The 17547-nt window shown below is 42.8% G+C and carries 16 protein-coding genes; 9 read left to right on the top strand and 7 right to left on the bottom strand.

Annotated features, from left to right (window positions below):
• Positions 1-71: 71 nt before the first annotated feature.
• From murI to I6E61_RS13430, 3 genes are all read left to right on the top strand, one after another.
• On the top strand, positions 72-1058 hold the full coding sequence (gene murI / locus I6E61_RS13440) for a glutamate racemase (RefSeq protein WP_197135211.1): 987 nt from the start codon (positions 72-74) through the stop codon (positions 1056-1058).
• Positions 1059-1221: 163 nt separating this feature from the next.
• Complete coding sequence (locus tag I6E61_RS13435) at positions 1222-2220, top strand: DUF4062 domain-containing protein (protein WP_197135210.1); 999 nt, start codon at positions 1222-1224, stop codon at positions 2218-2220.
• A 293-nt stretch (positions 2221-2513) separates the two neighbouring features.
• On the top strand, positions 2514-2813 hold the full coding sequence (locus tag I6E61_RS13430; protein ID WP_197135209.1) for a hypothetical protein: 300 nt from the start codon (positions 2514-2516) through the stop codon (positions 2811-2813).
• Between the two features lie 106 nt (positions 2814-2919).
• Here I6E61_RS13430 and I6E61_RS13425 read toward each other — a convergent pair whose 3' ends face one another.
• The 4 genes from I6E61_RS13425 to msrA all read right to left on the bottom strand — a co-directional run bounded on the left by I6E61_RS13425 (position 2920) and on the right by msrA (position 6705).
• On the bottom strand, positions 2920-4380 hold the full coding sequence (locus I6E61_RS13425; RefSeq protein WP_197135208.1) for a lytic murein transglycosylase: 1461 nt from the start codon (positions 4378-4380) through the stop codon (positions 2920-2922).
• Positions 4381-4623: 243 nt separating this feature from the next.
• Positions 4624-5337, bottom strand: coding sequence for a DUF1499 domain-containing protein (locus I6E61_RS13420; protein ID WP_197135207.1), 714 nt, complete (start codon positions 5335-5337; stop codon positions 4624-4626).
• A gap of 50 nt (positions 5338-5387) precedes the next feature.
• Positions 5388-6062, bottom strand: a complete 675-nt coding sequence (gene tmpT, locus I6E61_RS13415) for a thiopurine S-methyltransferase (protein ID WP_194198216.1) — start codon at positions 6060-6062, stop codon at positions 5388-5390.
• A gap of 121 nt (positions 6063-6183) precedes the next feature.
• The gene (gene msrA / locus I6E61_RS13410) at positions 6184-6705 is read right to left on the bottom strand and encodes a peptide-methionine (S)-S-oxide reductase MsrA (protein WP_194198217.1); all 522 of its coding nucleotides are present in this window, start codon (positions 6703-6705) and stop codon (positions 6184-6186) included.
• A 362-nt stretch (positions 6706-7067) separates the two neighbouring features.
• Between msrA and cmoA the strand changes: the two genes are divergently transcribed.
• From cmoA to I6E61_RS13395, 3 genes are all read left to right on the top strand, one after another.
• Positions 7068-7853, top strand: coding sequence for a carboxy-S-adenosyl-L-methionine synthase CmoA (gene cmoA, locus I6E61_RS13405; protein WP_197135206.1), 786 nt, complete (start codon positions 7068-7070; stop codon positions 7851-7853).
• A gap of 50 nt (positions 7854-7903) precedes the next feature.
• The gene (cmoB, locus tag I6E61_RS13400) at positions 7904-8980 is read left to right on the top strand and encodes a tRNA 5-methoxyuridine(34)/uridine 5-oxyacetic acid(34) synthase CmoB (RefSeq protein ID WP_197135205.1); all 1077 of its coding nucleotides are present in this window, start codon (positions 7904-7906) and stop codon (positions 8978-8980) included.
• 77 nt (positions 8981-9057) lie between these two features.
• Positions 9058-10212, top strand: coding sequence for a DUF1176 domain-containing protein (locus I6E61_RS13395; protein WP_320158595.1), 1155 nt, complete (start codon positions 9058-9060; stop codon positions 10210-10212).
• Positions 10213-10241: 29 nt separating this feature from the next.
• Here I6E61_RS13395 and I6E61_RS13390 read toward each other — a convergent pair whose 3' ends face one another.
• The gene (locus I6E61_RS13390) at positions 10242-10460 is read right to left on the bottom strand and encodes a DUF2788 domain-containing protein (RefSeq protein ID WP_197135204.1); all 219 of its coding nucleotides are present in this window, start codon (positions 10458-10460) and stop codon (positions 10242-10244) included.
• 471 nt (positions 10461-10931) lie between these two features.
• On the opposite strand from I6E61_RS13390, the gene argS reads away from it, so the two are divergent.
• The 3 genes from argS to I6E61_RS13375 all read left to right on the top strand — a co-directional run bounded on the left by argS (position 10932) and on the right by I6E61_RS13375 (position 14927).
• Positions 10932-12761, top strand: coding sequence for an arginine--tRNA ligase (gene argS / locus I6E61_RS13385; protein ID WP_197135203.1), 1830 nt, complete (start codon positions 10932-10934; stop codon positions 12759-12761).
• Positions 12762-12887: 126 nt separating this feature from the next.
• Complete coding sequence (locus I6E61_RS13380) at positions 12888-13691, top strand: SPOR domain-containing protein (RefSeq protein WP_197135202.1); 804 nt, start codon at positions 12888-12890, stop codon at positions 13689-13691.
• A gap of 141 nt (positions 13692-13832) precedes the next feature.
• Positions 13833-14927 (top strand): PTS transporter subunit IIC, encoded by a 1095-nt coding sequence (locus I6E61_RS13375; protein ID WP_197135201.1) that lies wholly within the window; start codon positions 13833-13835, stop codon positions 14925-14927.
• A gap of 268 nt (positions 14928-15195) precedes the next feature.
• On the opposite strand, the gene clpX is transcribed toward I6E61_RS13375, so the two are convergent.
• On the bottom strand, positions 15196-16470 hold the full coding sequence (gene clpX, locus I6E61_RS13370; RefSeq protein ID WP_197135200.1) for an ATP-dependent protease ATP-binding subunit ClpX: 1275 nt from the start codon (positions 16468-16470) through the stop codon (positions 15196-15198).
• A 110-nt stretch (positions 16471-16580) separates the two neighbouring features.
• Positions 16581-17219, bottom strand: a complete 639-nt coding sequence (gene clpP / locus I6E61_RS13365) for an ATP-dependent Clp endopeptidase proteolytic subunit ClpP (protein WP_110924211.1) — start codon at positions 17217-17219, stop codon at positions 16581-16583.
• Between the last annotated feature and the right edge of the window lie 328 nt (positions 17220-17547).

The following is a 17547-nucleotide window of genomic DNA, read 5'->3' as shown; positions in this document are numbered from 1 at the left end:
TAAATAAATTCTCGATTGAATAAGTAGTACAAAGATGACGATATGTGTATAAAAATGGCAGTAATTTAACTATGGATATTGCCGCACGTAATACCCCCAATACAACCAAATTACGCTCAGATGGCCTCAGTAGTAATGGCACTGAACGTATATCTAATGCTGCTATTATTAAAACTGGCATTAATACTACTGCGCATAATAGAAGTCGAAATGCGCCAATTGGACTGTTCGACTCTGGTCTCGGAGGACTGTCTGTCTATCTACACTTAGCGAAGCAGTTACCTACTGAGTGTTATGTTTATTATGCTGATACGCTGAATGTACCCTACGGCAATCGTGACAGTGCAGATATCGAAGCGCTAACGTTGACAGCGGTAGAGTGGCTGTATCAGCAAGGCTGTAAGCTTATCGTTATTGCGTGCAACAGTGCTTCAGCTTATGCATTGGAGACAGCAAGGCGTTATTATCCGCAGCTACCTATTGTTGGTTTGGTTCCTGCCTTAAAGCCAGCAGTAGTAGCCAGCAAAAGTGGCCGTGTTGCAGTATTGGCGACCAAAGCGACTTTGAATGGTACGTTGCTTAATGATGTTATTCATAACGTTGCCAAACCTAACCGTACAATAGTGACCAAGTATTTTGATCCACAATTGGTGCCTTGGGTAGAGGCTGGGATGCCAGAAGAGAGTGATACCGCAGTAGGTTTACGCCAGCAGCTACAAGTGTTTGCGAACGATGGTATTGATCAATTGGTGCTAGGCTGTACGCATTATCCGTTTTTTAGAGCATTCTTATTAGATGAAATTGCTCAGCAGCAGTTATCGATGCAGGTGGTCGACTCTGGACAAGCAATCGCTGAGCGTGTCAAACAACTATTGGTCGCAAACCAGCTGTCAGCATTGATTGAAGATGAACCAAATGGTCTCTCTGCTGTTGATAGCCCAGATACTGATATTCGACCACCATTGGTTTTTTATGCAACTAAATATGATAATAAAATGGATATTTTGATCACGCAGTTGCTTGGCAGCGAAGTCGTATTACAATACTATATTAAGTAAAGGTGACTGATACTGTCCATATGAAGCCCATAATCATACTTATATCATTAAAATAAATTGAGCCCAATTTTTATAAGACTGTGCTAGTCTGTGCAAAACAAAATATTTGTGCTCTATTTTATATCATATTCTTTTATATCATGACCTGATTTTAGAGGTGATTGTGCCAAACCGTCGCTACCATATTCATATCATATGCGCTGATAATGACCAGTTATTGGTCTTAGACAGCTTAGCGATATTTTTTCAGCCGTTTGCATTTTTGACTTATGATGTGTCGAGCCAATTACCGTCAGCCTCTTTATATGGTCGACAATGTATCGATTCCTGCGATTATGTGGCGATGATCGTTGGAGACAGCTACGGTACGGTACAAAGAACTGGTGTTAGTCAAATGCATTTGAGCTACTTGAATGCTAAAGCCAAAAGCAAACCCTTATTTGTGTTAGTCAAAAACCATCCCCAAGATGCGCTTATCAGCCGTCAACTACAAGAATTCATTAAGTTGGTGACTAGACAAGACAATCAATTATATTATTATGATACAGAAGCTGATATCGAAAAACTGATCGGAGAAGCTTACGACAATATTATGGTCAATCATAAGGTAACTGGTGGTTGGGTAAGGGCTAATGAGGAAACCATCAAATTTAGCAATCAATCAGTGGCTGAAAGGTTTGCGGATATATTATCTACCAATAAAACTGTTAAGAAAGAAAGTCCTGTTGTTGATGATTTTGTGGCGGATAGCGTAAGCCAACCAATTGTATTGACAGAGGTGATCGAAGTTAAGTATAGCGCCCAAGCTTATGAGGGTGGTAATTTAACAGATGTGATCAGACCGCTGGCATTAACGTGGGAAGAGATACTAATCTCACTAATGAAAATTCCATCGACCTTTTCTATCTATGGCCTGCAAAACACCATGAACCGCCTCATAGCATCAAAAGCTGAGCAAGATGTCAAACAAGACATGCCAAACGTCCACGCGGTCTCACGCTGCCAAATTTCTCAAAATGATTTAAATAAATTGCAGCGTCAACTGGTTGGGGCAAACTGGATACAGCTAACCACCTACGGTACACGAGCTTCACAAGAGCTTTGGAAGCTGACCTTTTATGCAAAGAATCTATGGAAAAATTCAGATTCTCAGCCACAATAATTAACCTGCTCTCCTATTAACACTTATTATTAGCTCTTCTTTTTGTTCGCCCTTCTTAGCAGTATTCATATTTCCTCAGTTCCAAAATATTCATTACGATAGGCGTTGTCAGTAATACATATAATTCTATGAATACGTTTTGTAATACAAAGCATACGAGCCAATGGTTGTGAATCCGCTCAAGACTGGTGATAATAAGACTGATTAGATGTTCATGATGAACACATTGCTTATATTAAAATTACAAACATATAGAACGTACAATAATATTGACCAATTAAGGAGAGCATGTAATGAGTAACTCTAAAAATGACGAATTGAGAAAAGAGCTGGATGGCTTAGAAAAAACGATGCATGATTCTGAACAGTTTCATACATTAGAAGAGCAAATAGCAGATATGAAACGCCGTGGTATCGATCCTAGCCAAGCTTATAAAGAATTGGATAGAAAAGAACAAGACGAAGATTGGGGCGATGCGACTTGGAAAGAGAATGGTAAGTGGGAACCGAAAACGCCTGCTGATTTAGATGATAAAGCGCGTGAAAACTGGAATGGTGATAACGGTAAGCCAAATCCACCACCTATCGTTTAAGTTGCTATTCTAGCCTTCAAAAAATATGACTTTCTGAAAAAACATAAAAAGGCCACGCTAATAATAGCGTGGCCTTTTTGTGTGCTCAAGATAAGATTATTTAACCCTACGAACCTTCGTCAACACGGACGAGCTTTACGACGCCATTAGCATCAGTAACGCGGCCATAGCGTGTGTTGCCAGATGTTGATGGTTGAGCAGCAGGCTGCGTCGAGTAAGTATTAGGCGTCGTCGTTTGCTGTTGAATTAGCTGTCCCATACGATCAGCAGGGGCAGGGTTTAAAGGTCTACTATTCGCAGGCTGGCCATATTGAGTTTGATTTGGCGTTGCATTGGCAACGATTGCACGATAGAATTTTTGCCCTGCACGACCATCTGCTGGAAAAATACCTTTGCTCGTCTGATACTGTTGAATAGCGGTACGGGTATTGTCACCGATGATGCCATCCACACCGCCAATATCGTAGCCAGCATTTAATAATGCTTGCTGAATTTCTTTAGATTGTTGGCGGCTGATACCAGGGTCATCTGTCGGCCACGCCGTAACAAAGTCAGTTTTTCTACTGTCTTCGCGGGTGATGAGATCTGATAAATGAGCGATGGCCAATGCATAGTTTTCTGACGCATTATATGAATAAAACGTGTCGAAGTTTTTACCGACCAAAAATGCAGGGCCTTCAATACCAGCGGGCAGTAATAGACCTGCGCTGCTCAAATCAGATGGTAGAGAGCCACCATTCGCGAGTGTTATGCCCTGATTGCTCCAATAGCTTATCGACTTTTTGTTCTTACGGTCAGACGCAGCCCAGAAACCACTTGGTAGTTTGACTTCATAACCCCAAGGCTCGCCTGAGCGGTAGCCGCGCTTACTCAAAAAGTTTGCGGTAGAGGCCAATGCATCAGGTACATTGTTGACTAAATCACGGCGTCCGTCACCATCAAAGTCGACAGCCAGCTCTAAAAAAGTACTCGGCATAAACTGCGTCTGTCCAAAAGCACCTGCCCAAGAGCCGGTCATGTCATTTGGCGCAATATCACCATTTTGGACAATTTTTAAGGCATTGGCATATTCACCTTGAAAGTAACTTTGGCGACGATCAAAGCAAGATAAAGTAGCTAAGGATTCAAACAGTGGTTTTGTACCGAGCGTTTGACCAAAGTTAGACTCAACGCCCCACACACCGAGTACATGTTCAGCTTTTACACCATAACGTGACTCTATTTGGCGTAGCGTGTCGCTCCATTGGCGCTTGGCGCGGATACCGTCTTCTACACGCTCTTTGTCCACTAGTACTGATAGATAATCCCAAACGTCCTTTTGGAACTCTGGCTGATAATTGAGTGATTGAATCACGCTAGGATCAGGCTGGGTAGGGCGGTAGTTATTAAAGGTGAAACTGTCTACACCGCTGAATTTGCTAGAGTTTTTTAGCCCATCTAGACATTGTTGAAATTCAGCATTGGATAAATCAGGTGCATCTGGTCTGGCAGCTTGGGCAGTGCTAGCAAAACTCAGCCCAACAGCGATGCTAAGCAGCGATAAAGTAGAAAACGGAGTCAAACGCATGAAAATATCCTATAAACATCGAAACAGTCATTGAAAAATAGAACAAAGTAGATAAAAGCAGTATTGACCTAGAGTAACCAATCTAAACAGTAAAGAAAAGGTATCGAAGGACTAAGATTGTGAATGGTTACTATAAATTGACGGTGGCGCAAGATTAGAAGAGGGTTTCTGATAAAAATTTTGAGATGAATAAAGTGATAAAGTCAGTACTGCTTCAGTCATTCATACTCTATTCAAACCTAGCTAATTCCCCAAAACCTTATCCAGCTCTTCAATAAAGCTATGAATACGTGCCGCATTTTTACCTAGGTCACTTTTGCCAATCCGTGACTTACTGCGGATATCAACCAAGCGTTCGCTATCATTGTCAGTCACACGTACTACTACATCATCTTTAAAACCGAACCAAGCAGTCGTCTCTGTCGCTTCAACGATGCCTTTATCTGCATCAGTATTAACAAGCTCCCAACCTAAATTCTCAACGGCTTGTCTGGATGCTTCAACCAATTCAGACTCAGATTGAGAGTAGGTCAATGTCTGTAGATCAGGATAGGCCGTGCGTTGTTGTTCAGCCGCTTCTGTACCTGCGTACTCTACTGGATTGGGTGCATCTGCACGTAGTGGCGCAATCGCGACAAACTCAGGTGGATTCATTAAATCAGTTGAAATGTCGTGAATCGGTGGTACGTTTTTGGCAGTAGTCATCATGCCGAGTGGAAGAGCGATAGCAATCGTAGAAAATATAACGGCTATTGCTGCGCTAGCTATGCTAACTGTCTTACGTTTAAATATAACTTGGATTACCAAGAGTACGAGCGCCGCGATACCAACAACCAGGCCAAATTTAAATCCTGTAAAGGCAGTGCCTAACTCTACAACCCCAAATCTATAAAGCGGTGCTGGCAGTGCAACCAGCAAAAATGCGATTAAACTTATGATACTGACTAAAACTTTCATGAGAACGCTCCGTTATTTTTAATAGCTGCTCAATCGCTGTGCTTAGCATTTTATTTGTTATTTAACAGCCAGACATGCTCTTTCACCGTTAAATCAGGTGTCGATCCTATAGAAGTAGGTTCGCCAGTCAGTTCGGTGATTTGATAATGCTGGCCATAATACTGTTGTACTTGTTCATCGTTAATTGAGAAGGGCGGCCCGTTTCTTTGACTCTGATCATAATTGAGCGTGATTAATAATTGCGGTGCACATCCTTTACCAGCAGTATCGCTAAGCTGCCGAACTTGCTCGCTATACTTCGCACGCATATCGGCTGGCAGGGCAATCAATGCAGCCTTGTCATATACGGCATCGATGTGGCCAATGTCTTTAGCTGTCAGTGCAAAAATATCAGCAACCCATAAAGTAATGGTTTGTCCCGACAACTGACCTCGATAATATTTGAGAGTAGGGCTATTTGTATACTTATGCACGGTGGGCACGATATTTTGTTCAGCAAAGAATTCTTGTACGGCTGTTTCTACTAATTCAACACCCACCACATCATAGCCTTGCGCTGCTAGCCATACCATATCTATCGACTTGCCGCATAAAGGTACAAAAATACAACCGCCTGCTGGTACGTTTAAATGGCTCATGTATTTTACTAATAATGGATTCACTGCAGACTGATTAAAACCGATGCGTTTTTCTTGCCAGCGTGTTTGCCAAAATTCATGGTTCATATGGTTATTCCTAAGATATCACTGTCATATATCATTGGTCACTATCATACCGCTAAATGCAATAAAAAAGCCAAGCGTATAAACCCTTGGCTTCTAAAGTAAATAGGACGACTTTCAGTGTTTAACTCACCATATACTGGCTGAATTCTTTACGTAATTTCGCAAGCTTTGGCGGAATTGCAAAGTTGCAATAGCCTTGTCCTGGGTTTCTATTAAAGAAGTCCTGATGTGCCTCTTCAGCTTTATAGAAATCAACGGCAGGATGTACTTCTGTGACCACGCTGACGCCCATATCGCGCAATTTATTAATGGTACGATCGACGGTTGGTTTTTGATCTGCGTCAGTGTAAAACACCACACTGCGGTATTGGCTACCGACATCATTACCTTGACGATCCATCGTAGTGGGATCATGAGTCGCAAAGAAAGCATCTAAGATGACCTCTAATGGCACGATAGTGTCATCAAACTCGACCTTAATCACTTCAACGTGTCCTGTGGTGCCGCTACAAACATCTTCGTAATTTGCAGATACGGCATCACCGCCCATATAGCCTGATACGACAGATTGCACGCCTTTCACTGATAAAAATACGGATTCGGTGCACCAAAAGCAACCGCCGCCTAATATGATGGTTTGCATAGTTTTTCCTATTATTATAGATATGAGTTAAGTGCTGTATTTGGTTGTGATGATTTCATTTTTCAATGTTTCTTTTTAATGTCTCACAGCCTTTAGCGCTACTTAATCAGCTTAGCAGGCGAGCCAAACGCGATAAGTAACAAACAGTAATGTTATAATGGGTTTTTGCTATAGGACATTCACCATAAACAAGTGACAGCGTTAACCTCGCATGCAATATTGCCGATACATCTGCACTCGGTTGCTTTGTACCTTTGTTAAATTGAATGAGCTATACGTTGCTTTGTCTCGCTTCATAATGACGAGCAACATCGCCAAATATTTCCTAATGTAAGTTCTATTATCCAAAAACGAGTCGCACCATGAGCCAATCTCAGACTACTATCAAACATGACACCTTATTTGACAAACCGTTTACCACACCGCTGGATAAAGCGTCGCGCTTTTCATTTGATGAGCAGGTAGTGGCTTGTTTTCCCGATATGATACGTCGCAGTGTACCCGGTTATGGTCAGGTGCTGGCGATGCTCCCTATATTTGCCCGTCGTCATTGCAAGTATCGTCAGCAAGGTAATAATGCTCAACGTGTCAGCCGTATTTATGATTTGGGTTGCTCACTTGGCGGGGCTACAATGGCGCTAGCAGGCGAATTTGAGGCGCAAGACTTGCAGATTAAGGCGATTGATATCTCACCGGCGATGACGACAGAGGCGACCACATTACTGAGTGAAAATTATTCTGAACACGATATCGAAGTGATTACCGCTGATATTAGAGATGTTGCGCTTGAACCATGCGATATGGTCATTTTAAATTTAACCTTACAGTTTTTACCAGCTGCCGATAGAGTCGCGGTATTAGAGAAGATTTATGCGGCATTAAGTGAAGGCGGCATATTAGTACTGACTGAAAAAACTCATGCATTTGATGAGCAGTATGATGCGTGGTTGGTTGAGCGTTATTATGATTTTAAACGTGCCAATGGTTATACCGAAATGGAAATTAGCGGTAAACGTAATGCATTAGAAAATGTCCTTATTACGGATACTTTAGATGAGCATCATGCACGTTTGGCACAAGTTGGTTTCAAACGTCATTTGACATGGTTCCAGTTTTTGAATTTTGTTTCTGTGGTGGCGTTTAAATAATCCTTACTTTTCACACAGTTATTTCTCAATCAACACGGTAACCTGCTTTTATGCTCAACGACACTATCATCAACGCTGAACGCGAATTGTATTTAACCTTGCTAGAGCTGGCACAGCAGCAGCCGATCGCTTATGAATGGCTTAAGCAATTACCAACATGGTTAAATGCTATCAAAGACAAAGCCAATTATGCACACGCACCTGCCTACCAAGCGTCAGTCGCTCGTTTGCCAACATTAACCGTCAATAATGTCGATCTAAACAGCGATACATTGACGATTGACGCCAGTCTTAATGAGTCTGAGCGTAAACAAGCAACGGCACTGTTAAAGCAGCTGATGCCATGGCGTAAAGGGCCCTTTCAGATTGGCGGTCAAATCGGCAGTCAGATCGGCAATGATGAATCAGTTATTAAGATTGATACCGAGTGGCACAGTGACTGGAAGTGGCAACGCGTTGCACCGCATTTGGGTGAATTAAAAGGTCGCCGAGTATTAGATGTGGGCGGTGGTTCAGGTTATCACGGTTGGCGTATGGCAGGGGCAGGGGCGGATACGGTCATTATCGTTGATCCATCATGCTTGTTTTACCATCAGTTTATGGCGATTCGTCATTTCGTTGGTGCGGCAGATGCTCATACTTATGCTCATGCTAAGGACAGGGGCCGCTACCGTACACATTACATCCCCGTACCGCTAGAAGCATTACCTGCGCACAGTCAGTTGTTTGACACCGTATTTAGTATGGGTGTGCTTTATCATCGCCAGTCACCTTTTGAGCATCTGCAACAGCTCAGAGGACAATTGGTCAAAGGTGGTGAATTGGTGCTTGAGACATTGGTCGTTGAAGGCGATGCCAATACCGTACTGGTGCCACATAACCGTTATGCGCAGATGAACAACGTGTATTTCTTACCATCAGTCGCAGCGTTAACTGGCTGGCTAGAAAAAGCTGGATTCTCAGATGTGCGCTGCGTCGATGTAGCAGTGACTTCGACGGAAGAGCAGCGCAAAACAGAATGGATGACTTATCATTCGCTAGCAGACTTCTTGGACCCTAATGACTCGACTAAAACCATGGAAGGATATCCTGCCCCGATGCGCGCGACATTAATTGCCAAAAGATAGTTTTTTAGGGTAGTAGAAATGCCATCAGTCAACATAAATAGTCGCTATAACAGACCCTAACACAAGGAAGAAGAATTGTGAAACTAGTAATGGCTTTGATGACGTTCAGTTTATTTTCGCTACCTGCTGTAGCATCAGATGCGTATGGTGATCCATTTGAAGGTTGGGGCTTTGTTAAAGACGATTGGCAAGTGGTCTGTGATAACACTTTGACTTGCCGCGCAGCGGGCTACGCTGAAGAAAGTGCTAATAGCGATCCAGTCTCAATATTAATAGTTGTAGAGCCGAAGAAAGCCTTGCCAAAAGTATATGTAGACTTTATATATTCAGATGATGAGTTTTACCAGTCATCATCTGATGACAGCTCGAATACTGTTATTGGTACTGAATCTAGCCATACTGAGTTATGGCTAAATGACAAAAATTACGGCGCTATCAATAGTAGAAGTGATGATGATTCTAGGCATATGCTAGATGAAAATCAAACCAAGCAATTGCTTCGTCACGCTCGCCTGAATACAAAAATAGAAGTAAGAGTAGGTAGTGATCGCTGGACGATTAGTGACAAAGGTATGGGAGCGGTGTTGCTTAAACTTGATGAAGTACAAGGCAGAGTGGGTACGTCAATAGCATTGGTGAGTAAGAATCATGCTAGTAAGCAAACACCAAAATCTGCTAAGCCAACACCTGTGATAAAAAAAGCATTCGCTTATTCAGAAAAAGACAATAAGACACTATCCGCATCAAAACAGGCTTACTTTCAGGCCAATATAAACAAGTGGGTAAATATTAATGACCCTCTTTTAGTAGGTTCAGAAGAGAAAATGGGAGATTGTGAACTGGTCAACCCGAAAACTGAGGCATATCAACAGATGGCTGAGTATGGTTCTAGTATGCTTGATTGGGAGTTTATCCCTATTGATGCTACTCATACTTTAGCTGTCCATAGCTGTTGGATGGGTGCTTACAACGCAGCTAGTGGATATTGGCTTATAGATAATGCAAAACCTCGTAACCCTCAGCTAATTACCACCGCAGGCAATGATTATTCTGATGGTGAGATTTGGGCAGTACATAAAGATCGAGGATTGGGTGACTGCTGGAATCGTCTAGTTTGGGTTTGGGATGGTCAAACTTTTGCCAAATCAGAAGATTCTAGCTCAGGAATGTGCCGAGGCTTTGCGGGTGGTGCATGGGATTTACCAACCTATGTCAGCGAGGTTATAAAATAGGCAAGGTTATAAAAAGTGACTAACGCTGATTAGATTAACCACTTTTTGAAAGCGACTTCCATGACAATCTTGATGATGAAGCCAACACAGCCTGCGCCAAGCGCTACGAAAATCCAAAATGTACCGGCGCGTCCAGCTTGAGATTCTTTAGAGATATCCCACATAATAAAAAACAAGAAAGCGATAAAGATTGGCAATAAAAGGTACAATCCCCAACTAGTAACAGTACTGGCAGCAATAGCAAACATGGCATGATCCTATAAGAAAATAGTAACGCCTCTTATATATCTGAGAAGAGTCGTACGAACCATTATTATAACGTGGAAGCAGGCAGGTATAAACGACTGCCCAGTATCAAGCAACAGTAACGCTACAATCAATAAGGCTGATATCTCAGTGGTAATCCATTAAGTAGTTACTTTGAGTATCGGCTGTTACACGGCTTTCTCATGTTTTATAGTTAGTAAAAGTATAAATTACGTCTTTCATCTCTATCAACTATTAGAGCTGACTGTCTTAACCGTAAGATTTTAGTACTAATTTCGGTGCAAATGGTGCAATAAAGCGTAAAGATTGTTATATTTACAGGTTACTTATCTTTTTGTATTATTTTATCCCCTGCAATGTCGGTCGCTATTATAATGAGCAGTTATTAACTGCTTGCACTCGTCACATTTTCACATCGTTTTTGTTGTTTATTTAATTGAGTTCAAATCCCTATGTCACAAGCCCAAATTGATACACTTGCATCACTATTCAACGATGCTATTCATACCTTGCAAGCCGACGGCACACTGCCTACTGACTGGCAAAACAATAGCCAAATCACCCGTACTAAAGACCTTAGTCATGGCGATTTTGCCAGTAATATCGCGTTGACTGCTGCCAAAGCTGCCAAGGCCAACCCACGCCAGCTTGCCGAACAAATCGTCAATGCGCTACCTGAAAACCAAGACATCCGCCAAGTAGAAATCGCAGGGCCAGGGTTTATCAATGTCTTTTTAAACGCTGAAGCCAAATTTGCGGTATTGGACGATATTTTTACCTTACAAGATCGTTTTGGTTTAAGTGATCAGTTTGAAGGGCAAAAAATCCAAGTTGAGTTCGTCTCTGCCAATCCAACATCTAGCTTGCATGTCGGTCACGGACGCGGTGCTGCATTTGGCATGAGCGTGTCTAATCTGCTAGAAGCGATTGGTTATGACGTCACGCGTGAATATTATGTCAACGACGCTGGTCGTCAAATGGACATTCTAGCGACCAGTACGTATTTGCGTTATTTAGAAACCAATGGCGAGCAAGTGACGTTTCCTGTCAATGCCTATCAAGGCGACTATGTCAGTGATATTGCACAGACTTTAAAGACGCAACATGCTGATAGCTATGTGCATAGCTTTGCAGACATTGCCAAAGACGTGCCTGCCGACGCTCAGTTTGAGATAAATGCAGACGGCGAAAAAGTTCTATTATCAGGCGACAAAGAAGCGCATATTGATGGGCTAATTGCCAATAGCAAATCATTGCTTGGTGAGGGATATGAGCTGTTCTTGAATGCAGCATTGAGCAGTATTTTGGCTGATATCAAAGACGACTTAAATGACTTTGGTGTTAGCTATGAGTGCTGGTTTAGCGAGCGCTCTATCGATAGTGAGATTGAGCCAGTTCTACAGATATTAGATGACAAAGGTTACTTGTACGAAAAAGACGGCAATATCTGGTTTAAATCGACCGATTTTGGTGATGAAAAAGACCGTGTGGTACGCCGTGCTAATGGTCAGTCAACGTATTTTGCCTCTGATATTGCGTATCATAAGAATAAATTTGATCGTGGTTTTGACAAAGTCATTAACGTTTGGGGCGCAGACCACCATGGTTATGTCCCACGTGTAAAAGCAGCATTAACAGCACTGGGTATCGATGCAGAACGTTTAGACGTGGTACTCGTACAGTTTGTCGCATTATGGCGTGGCAGTGAAAAAGTACAAATGTCATCACGTTCAGGTCAGTTCGTCACTTTGCGCGAGCTGCGTGCAGAAGTCGGCAATGACGCAGCACGCTTTTACTATGTCGCACGTAAGCCTGAAGTGCATGTTGATTTTGACTTAGAGCTTGCCAAGTCGCAAAGCAAAGACAATCAAGTATATTACATTCAATATGCGCATGCGCGTGTTTGCCGTGTACTAGAAAAACTGGCAACCTATGATTTAACTGTAGATGATGCTGTTGGCTTAGCGCATCAGAATCTGCTCAGCGCACCTAATGAAGACGAGCTGATTAAACTACTAGCAGGATATCCAGCGACACTATTACGTGCAGCGACAGGTTATGAGCCGCATGTATTGACTAACTACCTAAAAGAGTTGGCAGCGCTGTTTCATGGTTGGTATGACAGCAACCGTATTTTGCCAGTGAGCTTGACCTCAGGTGAGACACCTAGTCAAGAAGAGATGGATTTGATGCAAGCACGTCTGCGTTTATCTAAAGCAGTGCGACAGGTATTGTCCAATGGGCTTAGTTTGTTAGGATTGTCTGCACCGTCTAGCATGTAGTCGCTTGCTAATAAGTAGTCAGCTGCTAACATGTAGTAACTTTATAATATGTAGTATTATGAGTATAGACGATTGATAGCAATAATTTGATAATGATAGATAGATTCAGTAGGGAGAACCAGATCCATGCTAGCCAAAAAACCTAAAGGTGCGACTGAAAAGCGCAAAACAAGTAGCGTATCAGGCTTGTTATGGATGTTTGTCGGAGCAGTACTGACATTGATGATCGGGGTATTTATATACCTCTCACCATTATTTAACTTCAGTCCTGCTGATAGCAGTGCCGACAATGATCCTGATCGTCAGGTACAGCCGCGAGTCGAGACTGATACCGATAATGGCGATTATGAGTTTTATGATATTTTACCCAATCAAGAGATGGCGACTATCCCTGATGAAGATTTTGGTGAAATAAACAATGATCGCATCGGTGGTATCGAGGCCTTTGAGCCTGATATCGTGGTCACTCAGCCAAATGATGCTTCAGCGACTAGCAACGAAGATACAGGCAATTTTGGCATTACTGAAAACACCGTGATCGAACCTAGCCGTGGCAACGCTGCGAGTGATGATATCGTGATCGTTGAAGAAGATGCGACCTATGATGGCTCAGCACCGACCAATAGCACCAGTAGTGCAACCAATCGCGCAAGTGGTGCAGGTACTGCCAGTGTTCAGGCTGCCAAGCCTGCTGCGACTTACATTTTGCAGATAAACAGCTTTGGCGATGCAGATGAAGCGGATCGTCGCCGTGCACAGGTATTGATGGCTGGTGTCGATGCTAGAGTCGCCAAGAATACAACGGGTAATGGTGAGCCTATTTATCAAGTAATCTCACGGCCAATGAGTAATCGTCAAGCAGTGACGACTGCTCAGCAGCGCTTACAGAATAATGGTATTGACTCCATCATCGTTGAGCAGCGCCGTTAGATTGAGTTGCTGTATTAGTTCTAATGGTTTATTTATAAAAAAGCGTCGTAATGACGCTTTTTTTGTCTCTTATTTTTAGTAACGCTATTTTACCTTGTGTTTTTATTATATCTTATCATTACTTCCTCAACGAGTATGGCTATGACTGTATCTGACTCAACACCTGCATCTACTGGCGTTATCAAATCTTTTTTTCAGAAGTATTTTATCGATGCTTTTACTGGTATGGCTCTAGGTCTCTTTGTCACATTGATAGCGGGTCTTATCATCTCACAAATTGGTGGCTGGTTAGATCTGCCTGCGTTGGTTGCAGTCGGTAAGCTAGCATCAATATTGATGGGGGCGGGTATCGGTGTAGGCATTGCCTACTACCTAAAAGCACCAACGCTTGTCATGCTAAGTTGCTTGGTAGCAGGTATGCTGGGCGCACATTCTGAAGCTTTGATGGCAGGGACGCTTTTTACCCCGCAAGTAGGCGGGCCTGCGACATTTGTAGCATTACCTGGCAATCCGATAGGAGCATATTTAACCTCCGTATTTGCTTATCGTGCTGGTACTTGGGTCGCTGGCAAGACTAAGTTGGATATTTTATTAATTCCTTTATTGGTCTGTGCCGTCGCATTAGCCGTTTGTGCGCTACTGAATCCACCGGTCGTTGCTGCTGTCGCGGCTATTGGTCAAGGTATTCAAGCAGCCACTGAGTTACAGCCTTTATTAATGGGTGTTGTCATCGCAGTCGTGGTCGGTATCTTGCTGACCATGCCCACTTCAAGCGCGGCTATCTGTATTGCTATTGGGCTGGGCGGTGTGGCTGGCGGTGCGGCAGTAGTCGGCTGTGCAGCACATATGATTGGCTTTGCGATTGCCAGTTTCAAAGACAACGGTGTAAGTGGCGTGATATCTCAAGGTTTGGGCACTAGTATGTTGCAAATCCCCAATGTGCTAAAAAAGCCATTGATTCTACTGCCCGCCGTTGTCGCCAGTGCTATCGTCGGCCCTATCGCTACAGTAGGGTTCGGGCTTGCCTGTACTGCTACAGGGGCAGGTATGGGCACTGCTGGTTTGGTTGGTGTGTTTGGGGTCATTGAAGCGTCGCAAGAAATCATGAGTACAGGTCAGCTGTGGACAGCGATTGTTTTATTGATGTTTGTATTACCTGCAGTGATTGCTGGCATGGTTGCTTACATGATGCGCCGTATGGGTTGGTTGTTAGATGGTGATATGAAATTGCCATAAGATAGTCCAATCCATATCAATCCGCTACATAGTCATCCTCGCTAAGCATACTAATGTATAACTTGCACTCGGTTTCCTTGTATCGAAATCATATGGATTTAACTGTCGTTCTGAGGACTGGTTTTGTGGGATTAACTTGGAGAGCACCAATCTATAGCTAGCGATGGGTTAAAATACTTATAAAAAAAGCGTCTAGCAAACTTTGCTAGACGCTTTTTTGTTGTAATCACTTATTAATCATAATTAGTGATGTTAACGGCACGATAAATTAAGAGATTTCAGGCGTTTTACCTTCATTGATGACGTCTGCATCAACCATAACGGTCTTTGCGTTCTCCATAGAAGGGAGCTCATACATGGTTTCAAGCAATGCATTCTCTACGATAGAACGTAGACCACGTGCACCAGTTTTACGCTCCATGGCTTTTTTGGCGATGGCATCTAGTGCTTCTTGCGTAAAATTAATCTCAGCACCTTCCATATCGAACAAGTACTTATACTGTTTTACCAGTGCGTTCTTAGGTTCAGTTAGGATCTGTACCAATGCTTCTTCATCAAGCTCTTGTAATGCAGCGAGTACAGGTAGACGACCAATCAACTCAGGGATAAGACCAAATTTGATCAAATCTTCTGGCTCAACTTGCTGTAGCAAATCTGAACTACGACGGCTATCATCTTTTGAGCTGACATCGGCGTTGAAACCGATACCGCCTTTTTCAGTACGCTGCTGAATGACCGCATCAAGACCAGCAAATGCACCACCAACGATGATAAGAATATTGCTGGTATCGACTTGAATCAGTTCTTGCTGTGGATGCTTACGACCACCGTGTGGAGGGATAGCAGCCACGGTACCTTCGATAAGCTTGAGCAATGCTTGCTGTACGCCTTCGCCTGACACATCACGGGTAATCGAAGGGTTGTCGCCTTTTTTACTGATTTTGTCGATTTCATCGATATAGATGATACCTTGCTCAGCTTTTGCCACATCATAGTCAGACGCTTGAAGTAACTTTTGCACGATGTTTTCAACGTCTTCACCGACATAACCTGCTTCAGTCAAGGTCGTGGCATCAGCCATAGCAAAAGGCACATCAAGCAGACGCGCTAAGGTTTGTGCCAGTAATGTCTTACCTGAGCCTGTTGGGCCTATAAGCAAGATGTTACTTTTTGCCAGTTCAACCATCGCATCATCAGCGCCAATCTTTGCTTTTTTGCTGTCATTAGCCAATGTTTGGCTAACTTTTAGGCGTTTATAATGGTTATAAACGGCAACAGCCAATGCTTTTTTGGCAGCGTCTTGACCGATGACATATTCATCAAGCTTGGCACGCAGCTCTTTAGGCGTCGGTAATTTTTTATTGACCCAAGAGGTGTCGATTTCGCTATCGTCATCGCCGTTTTCAGCGCTGTCAGCGATTAGATCGGTACATAATTCAATACATTCATTACAGATATTGGCATCATCAGCGGCAATCAGCTGCTGCACATCGCTTTTGGCTTTGCCACAAAACGAGCACTGCGGGGTATTGTCTTCTGCCATAAAAGGCGCTCCTAAAATTTTAAAACTTACAAATATTTTGATTGTTTGCATCAATGCCAAAACGCATCGTGCTCAGGCAGTTGATGCTTATCAAGGCTGTTATAGGCTAATTATAAAGAAGTAGGGCGGCGCTCTAATACTTCGTCAACCAAACCGTATTCTTTTGCTTCGTCTGCATCCAACCAATAATCACGCTCAACGTCTTTTTCGATTTTTTCTACTGGTTGACCAGTACGCTCAGCCAATATCTTGTTCAAACGTGCACGAGTTTTTAAGATTTCACGAGCATTAATTTCGATATCAGTTGCTTGACCTTGCGCGCCACCTGAAGGCTGATGAATCATGACGCGAGCATTGGCAAGTGAATAACGCTTGCCTTTTTGGCCAGCTGCCAACAAGAATGAACCCATGCTGTAAGCACCGCCCATACAAATGGTTGATACTTCAGGCTTGATAAAATTCATCGTGTCAAAGATAGCCAAACCAGCACTCACTGAACCGCCTGGTGAGTTGATATATAGGTGGATATCTTTGTCAGGGTTTTCAGCTTCTAAGAATAGTAACTGTGCGACGATAAGATTGGCCATATTGTCTTCGACCTGACCGGTCAAAAAGATAACGCGCTCACGTAATAGACGTGAAAAAATATCAAACGAGCGTTCACCGCGTGATGATTGTTCAACCACCATAGGCACTAATGCAGCTTGAGGTGCACTTTGGGTATATTGCATGTCATTGTGCGCACTCATCAGCATATCAAAATGCGGGTTGGCAGTGATGCGATCATAATCTGTCATAAAGATGTCCTGTTTATAAGTACATAAAATAAAGGGATTGGGATTAGCGAACGGTTAAGATTTTATGGGTGCTTATCATGATAAATACTACCGCTTGTTGTTAACACTGGCTAGATGCAATGGTACGATCTAGATGTCGCTAAAAATAATTGAGCTAATGGTAACTTTTTTATCGTGGCAATAGTAACTTTTTAATGTGAAAAATAATAAATGACTCCCTATTAATAAGGTGTTTGTATACATTTATCAAGGGGCCTGCCTACAAACCCTTTATAAAGAT

Source organism: Psychrobacter sp. NZS113, assembly GCF_015864825.1.
In the GTDB taxonomy this organism is placed as follows: Bacteria; Pseudomonadota; Gammaproteobacteria; order Pseudomonadales; family Moraxellaceae; genus Psychrobacter.
Note: the sequence above shows the minus strand (reverse complement) of the source record. Positions and strands in the feature narration are given on the sequence as shown.

Coding starts and splice junctions, on each gene's coding strand:
- murI (WP_197135211.1), top strand. CDS start 72: ATGGATATTGCCGCACGTAATACCCCCAATACAACCAAATTACGCTCA.
- I6E61_RS13430 (WP_197135209.1), top strand. CDS start 2,514: ATGAGTAACTCTAAAAATGACGAATTGAGAAAAGAGCTGGATGGCTTA.
- I6E61_RS13425 (WP_197135208.1), bottom strand. CDS start 4,380: ATGCGTTTGACTCCGTTTTCTACTTTATCGCTGCTTAGCATCGCTGTT.
- I6E61_RS13420 (WP_197135207.1), bottom strand. CDS start 5,337: ATGAAAGTTTTAGTCAGTATCATAAGTTTAATCGCATTTTTGCTGGTT.
- tmpT (WP_194198216.1), bottom strand. CDS start 6,062: ATGAACCATGAATTTTGGCAAACACGCTGGCAAGAAAAACGCATCGGT.
- msrA (WP_194198217.1), bottom strand. CDS start 6,705: ATGCAAACCATCATATTAGGCGGCGGTTGCTTTTGGTGCACCGAATCC.
- cmoA (WP_197135206.1), top strand. CDS start 7,068: ATGAGCCAATCTCAGACTACTATCAAACATGACACCTTATTTGACAAA.
- cmoB (WP_197135205.1), top strand. CDS start 7,904: ATGCTCAACGACACTATCATCAACGCTGAACGCGAATTGTATTTAACC.
- I6E61_RS13390 (WP_197135204.1), bottom strand. CDS start 10,460: ATGTTTGCTATTGCTGCCAGTACTGTTACTAGTTGGGGATTGTACCTT.
- argS (WP_197135203.1), top strand. CDS start 10,932: ATGTCACAAGCCCAAATTGATACACTTGCATCACTATTCAACGATGCT.
- I6E61_RS13380 (WP_197135202.1), top strand. CDS start 12,888: ATGCTAGCCAAAAAACCTAAAGGTGCGACTGAAAAGCGCAAAACAAGT.
- I6E61_RS13375 (WP_197135201.1), top strand. CDS start 13,833: ATGACTGTATCTGACTCAACACCTGCATCTACTGGCGTTATCAAATCT.
- clpX (WP_197135200.1), bottom strand. CDS start 16,470: ATGGCAGAAGACAATACCCCGCAGTGCTCGTTTTGTGGCAAAGCCAAA.
- clpP (WP_110924211.1), bottom strand. CDS start 17,219: ATGAGTGCGCACAATGACATGCAATATACCCAAAGTGCACCTCAAGCT.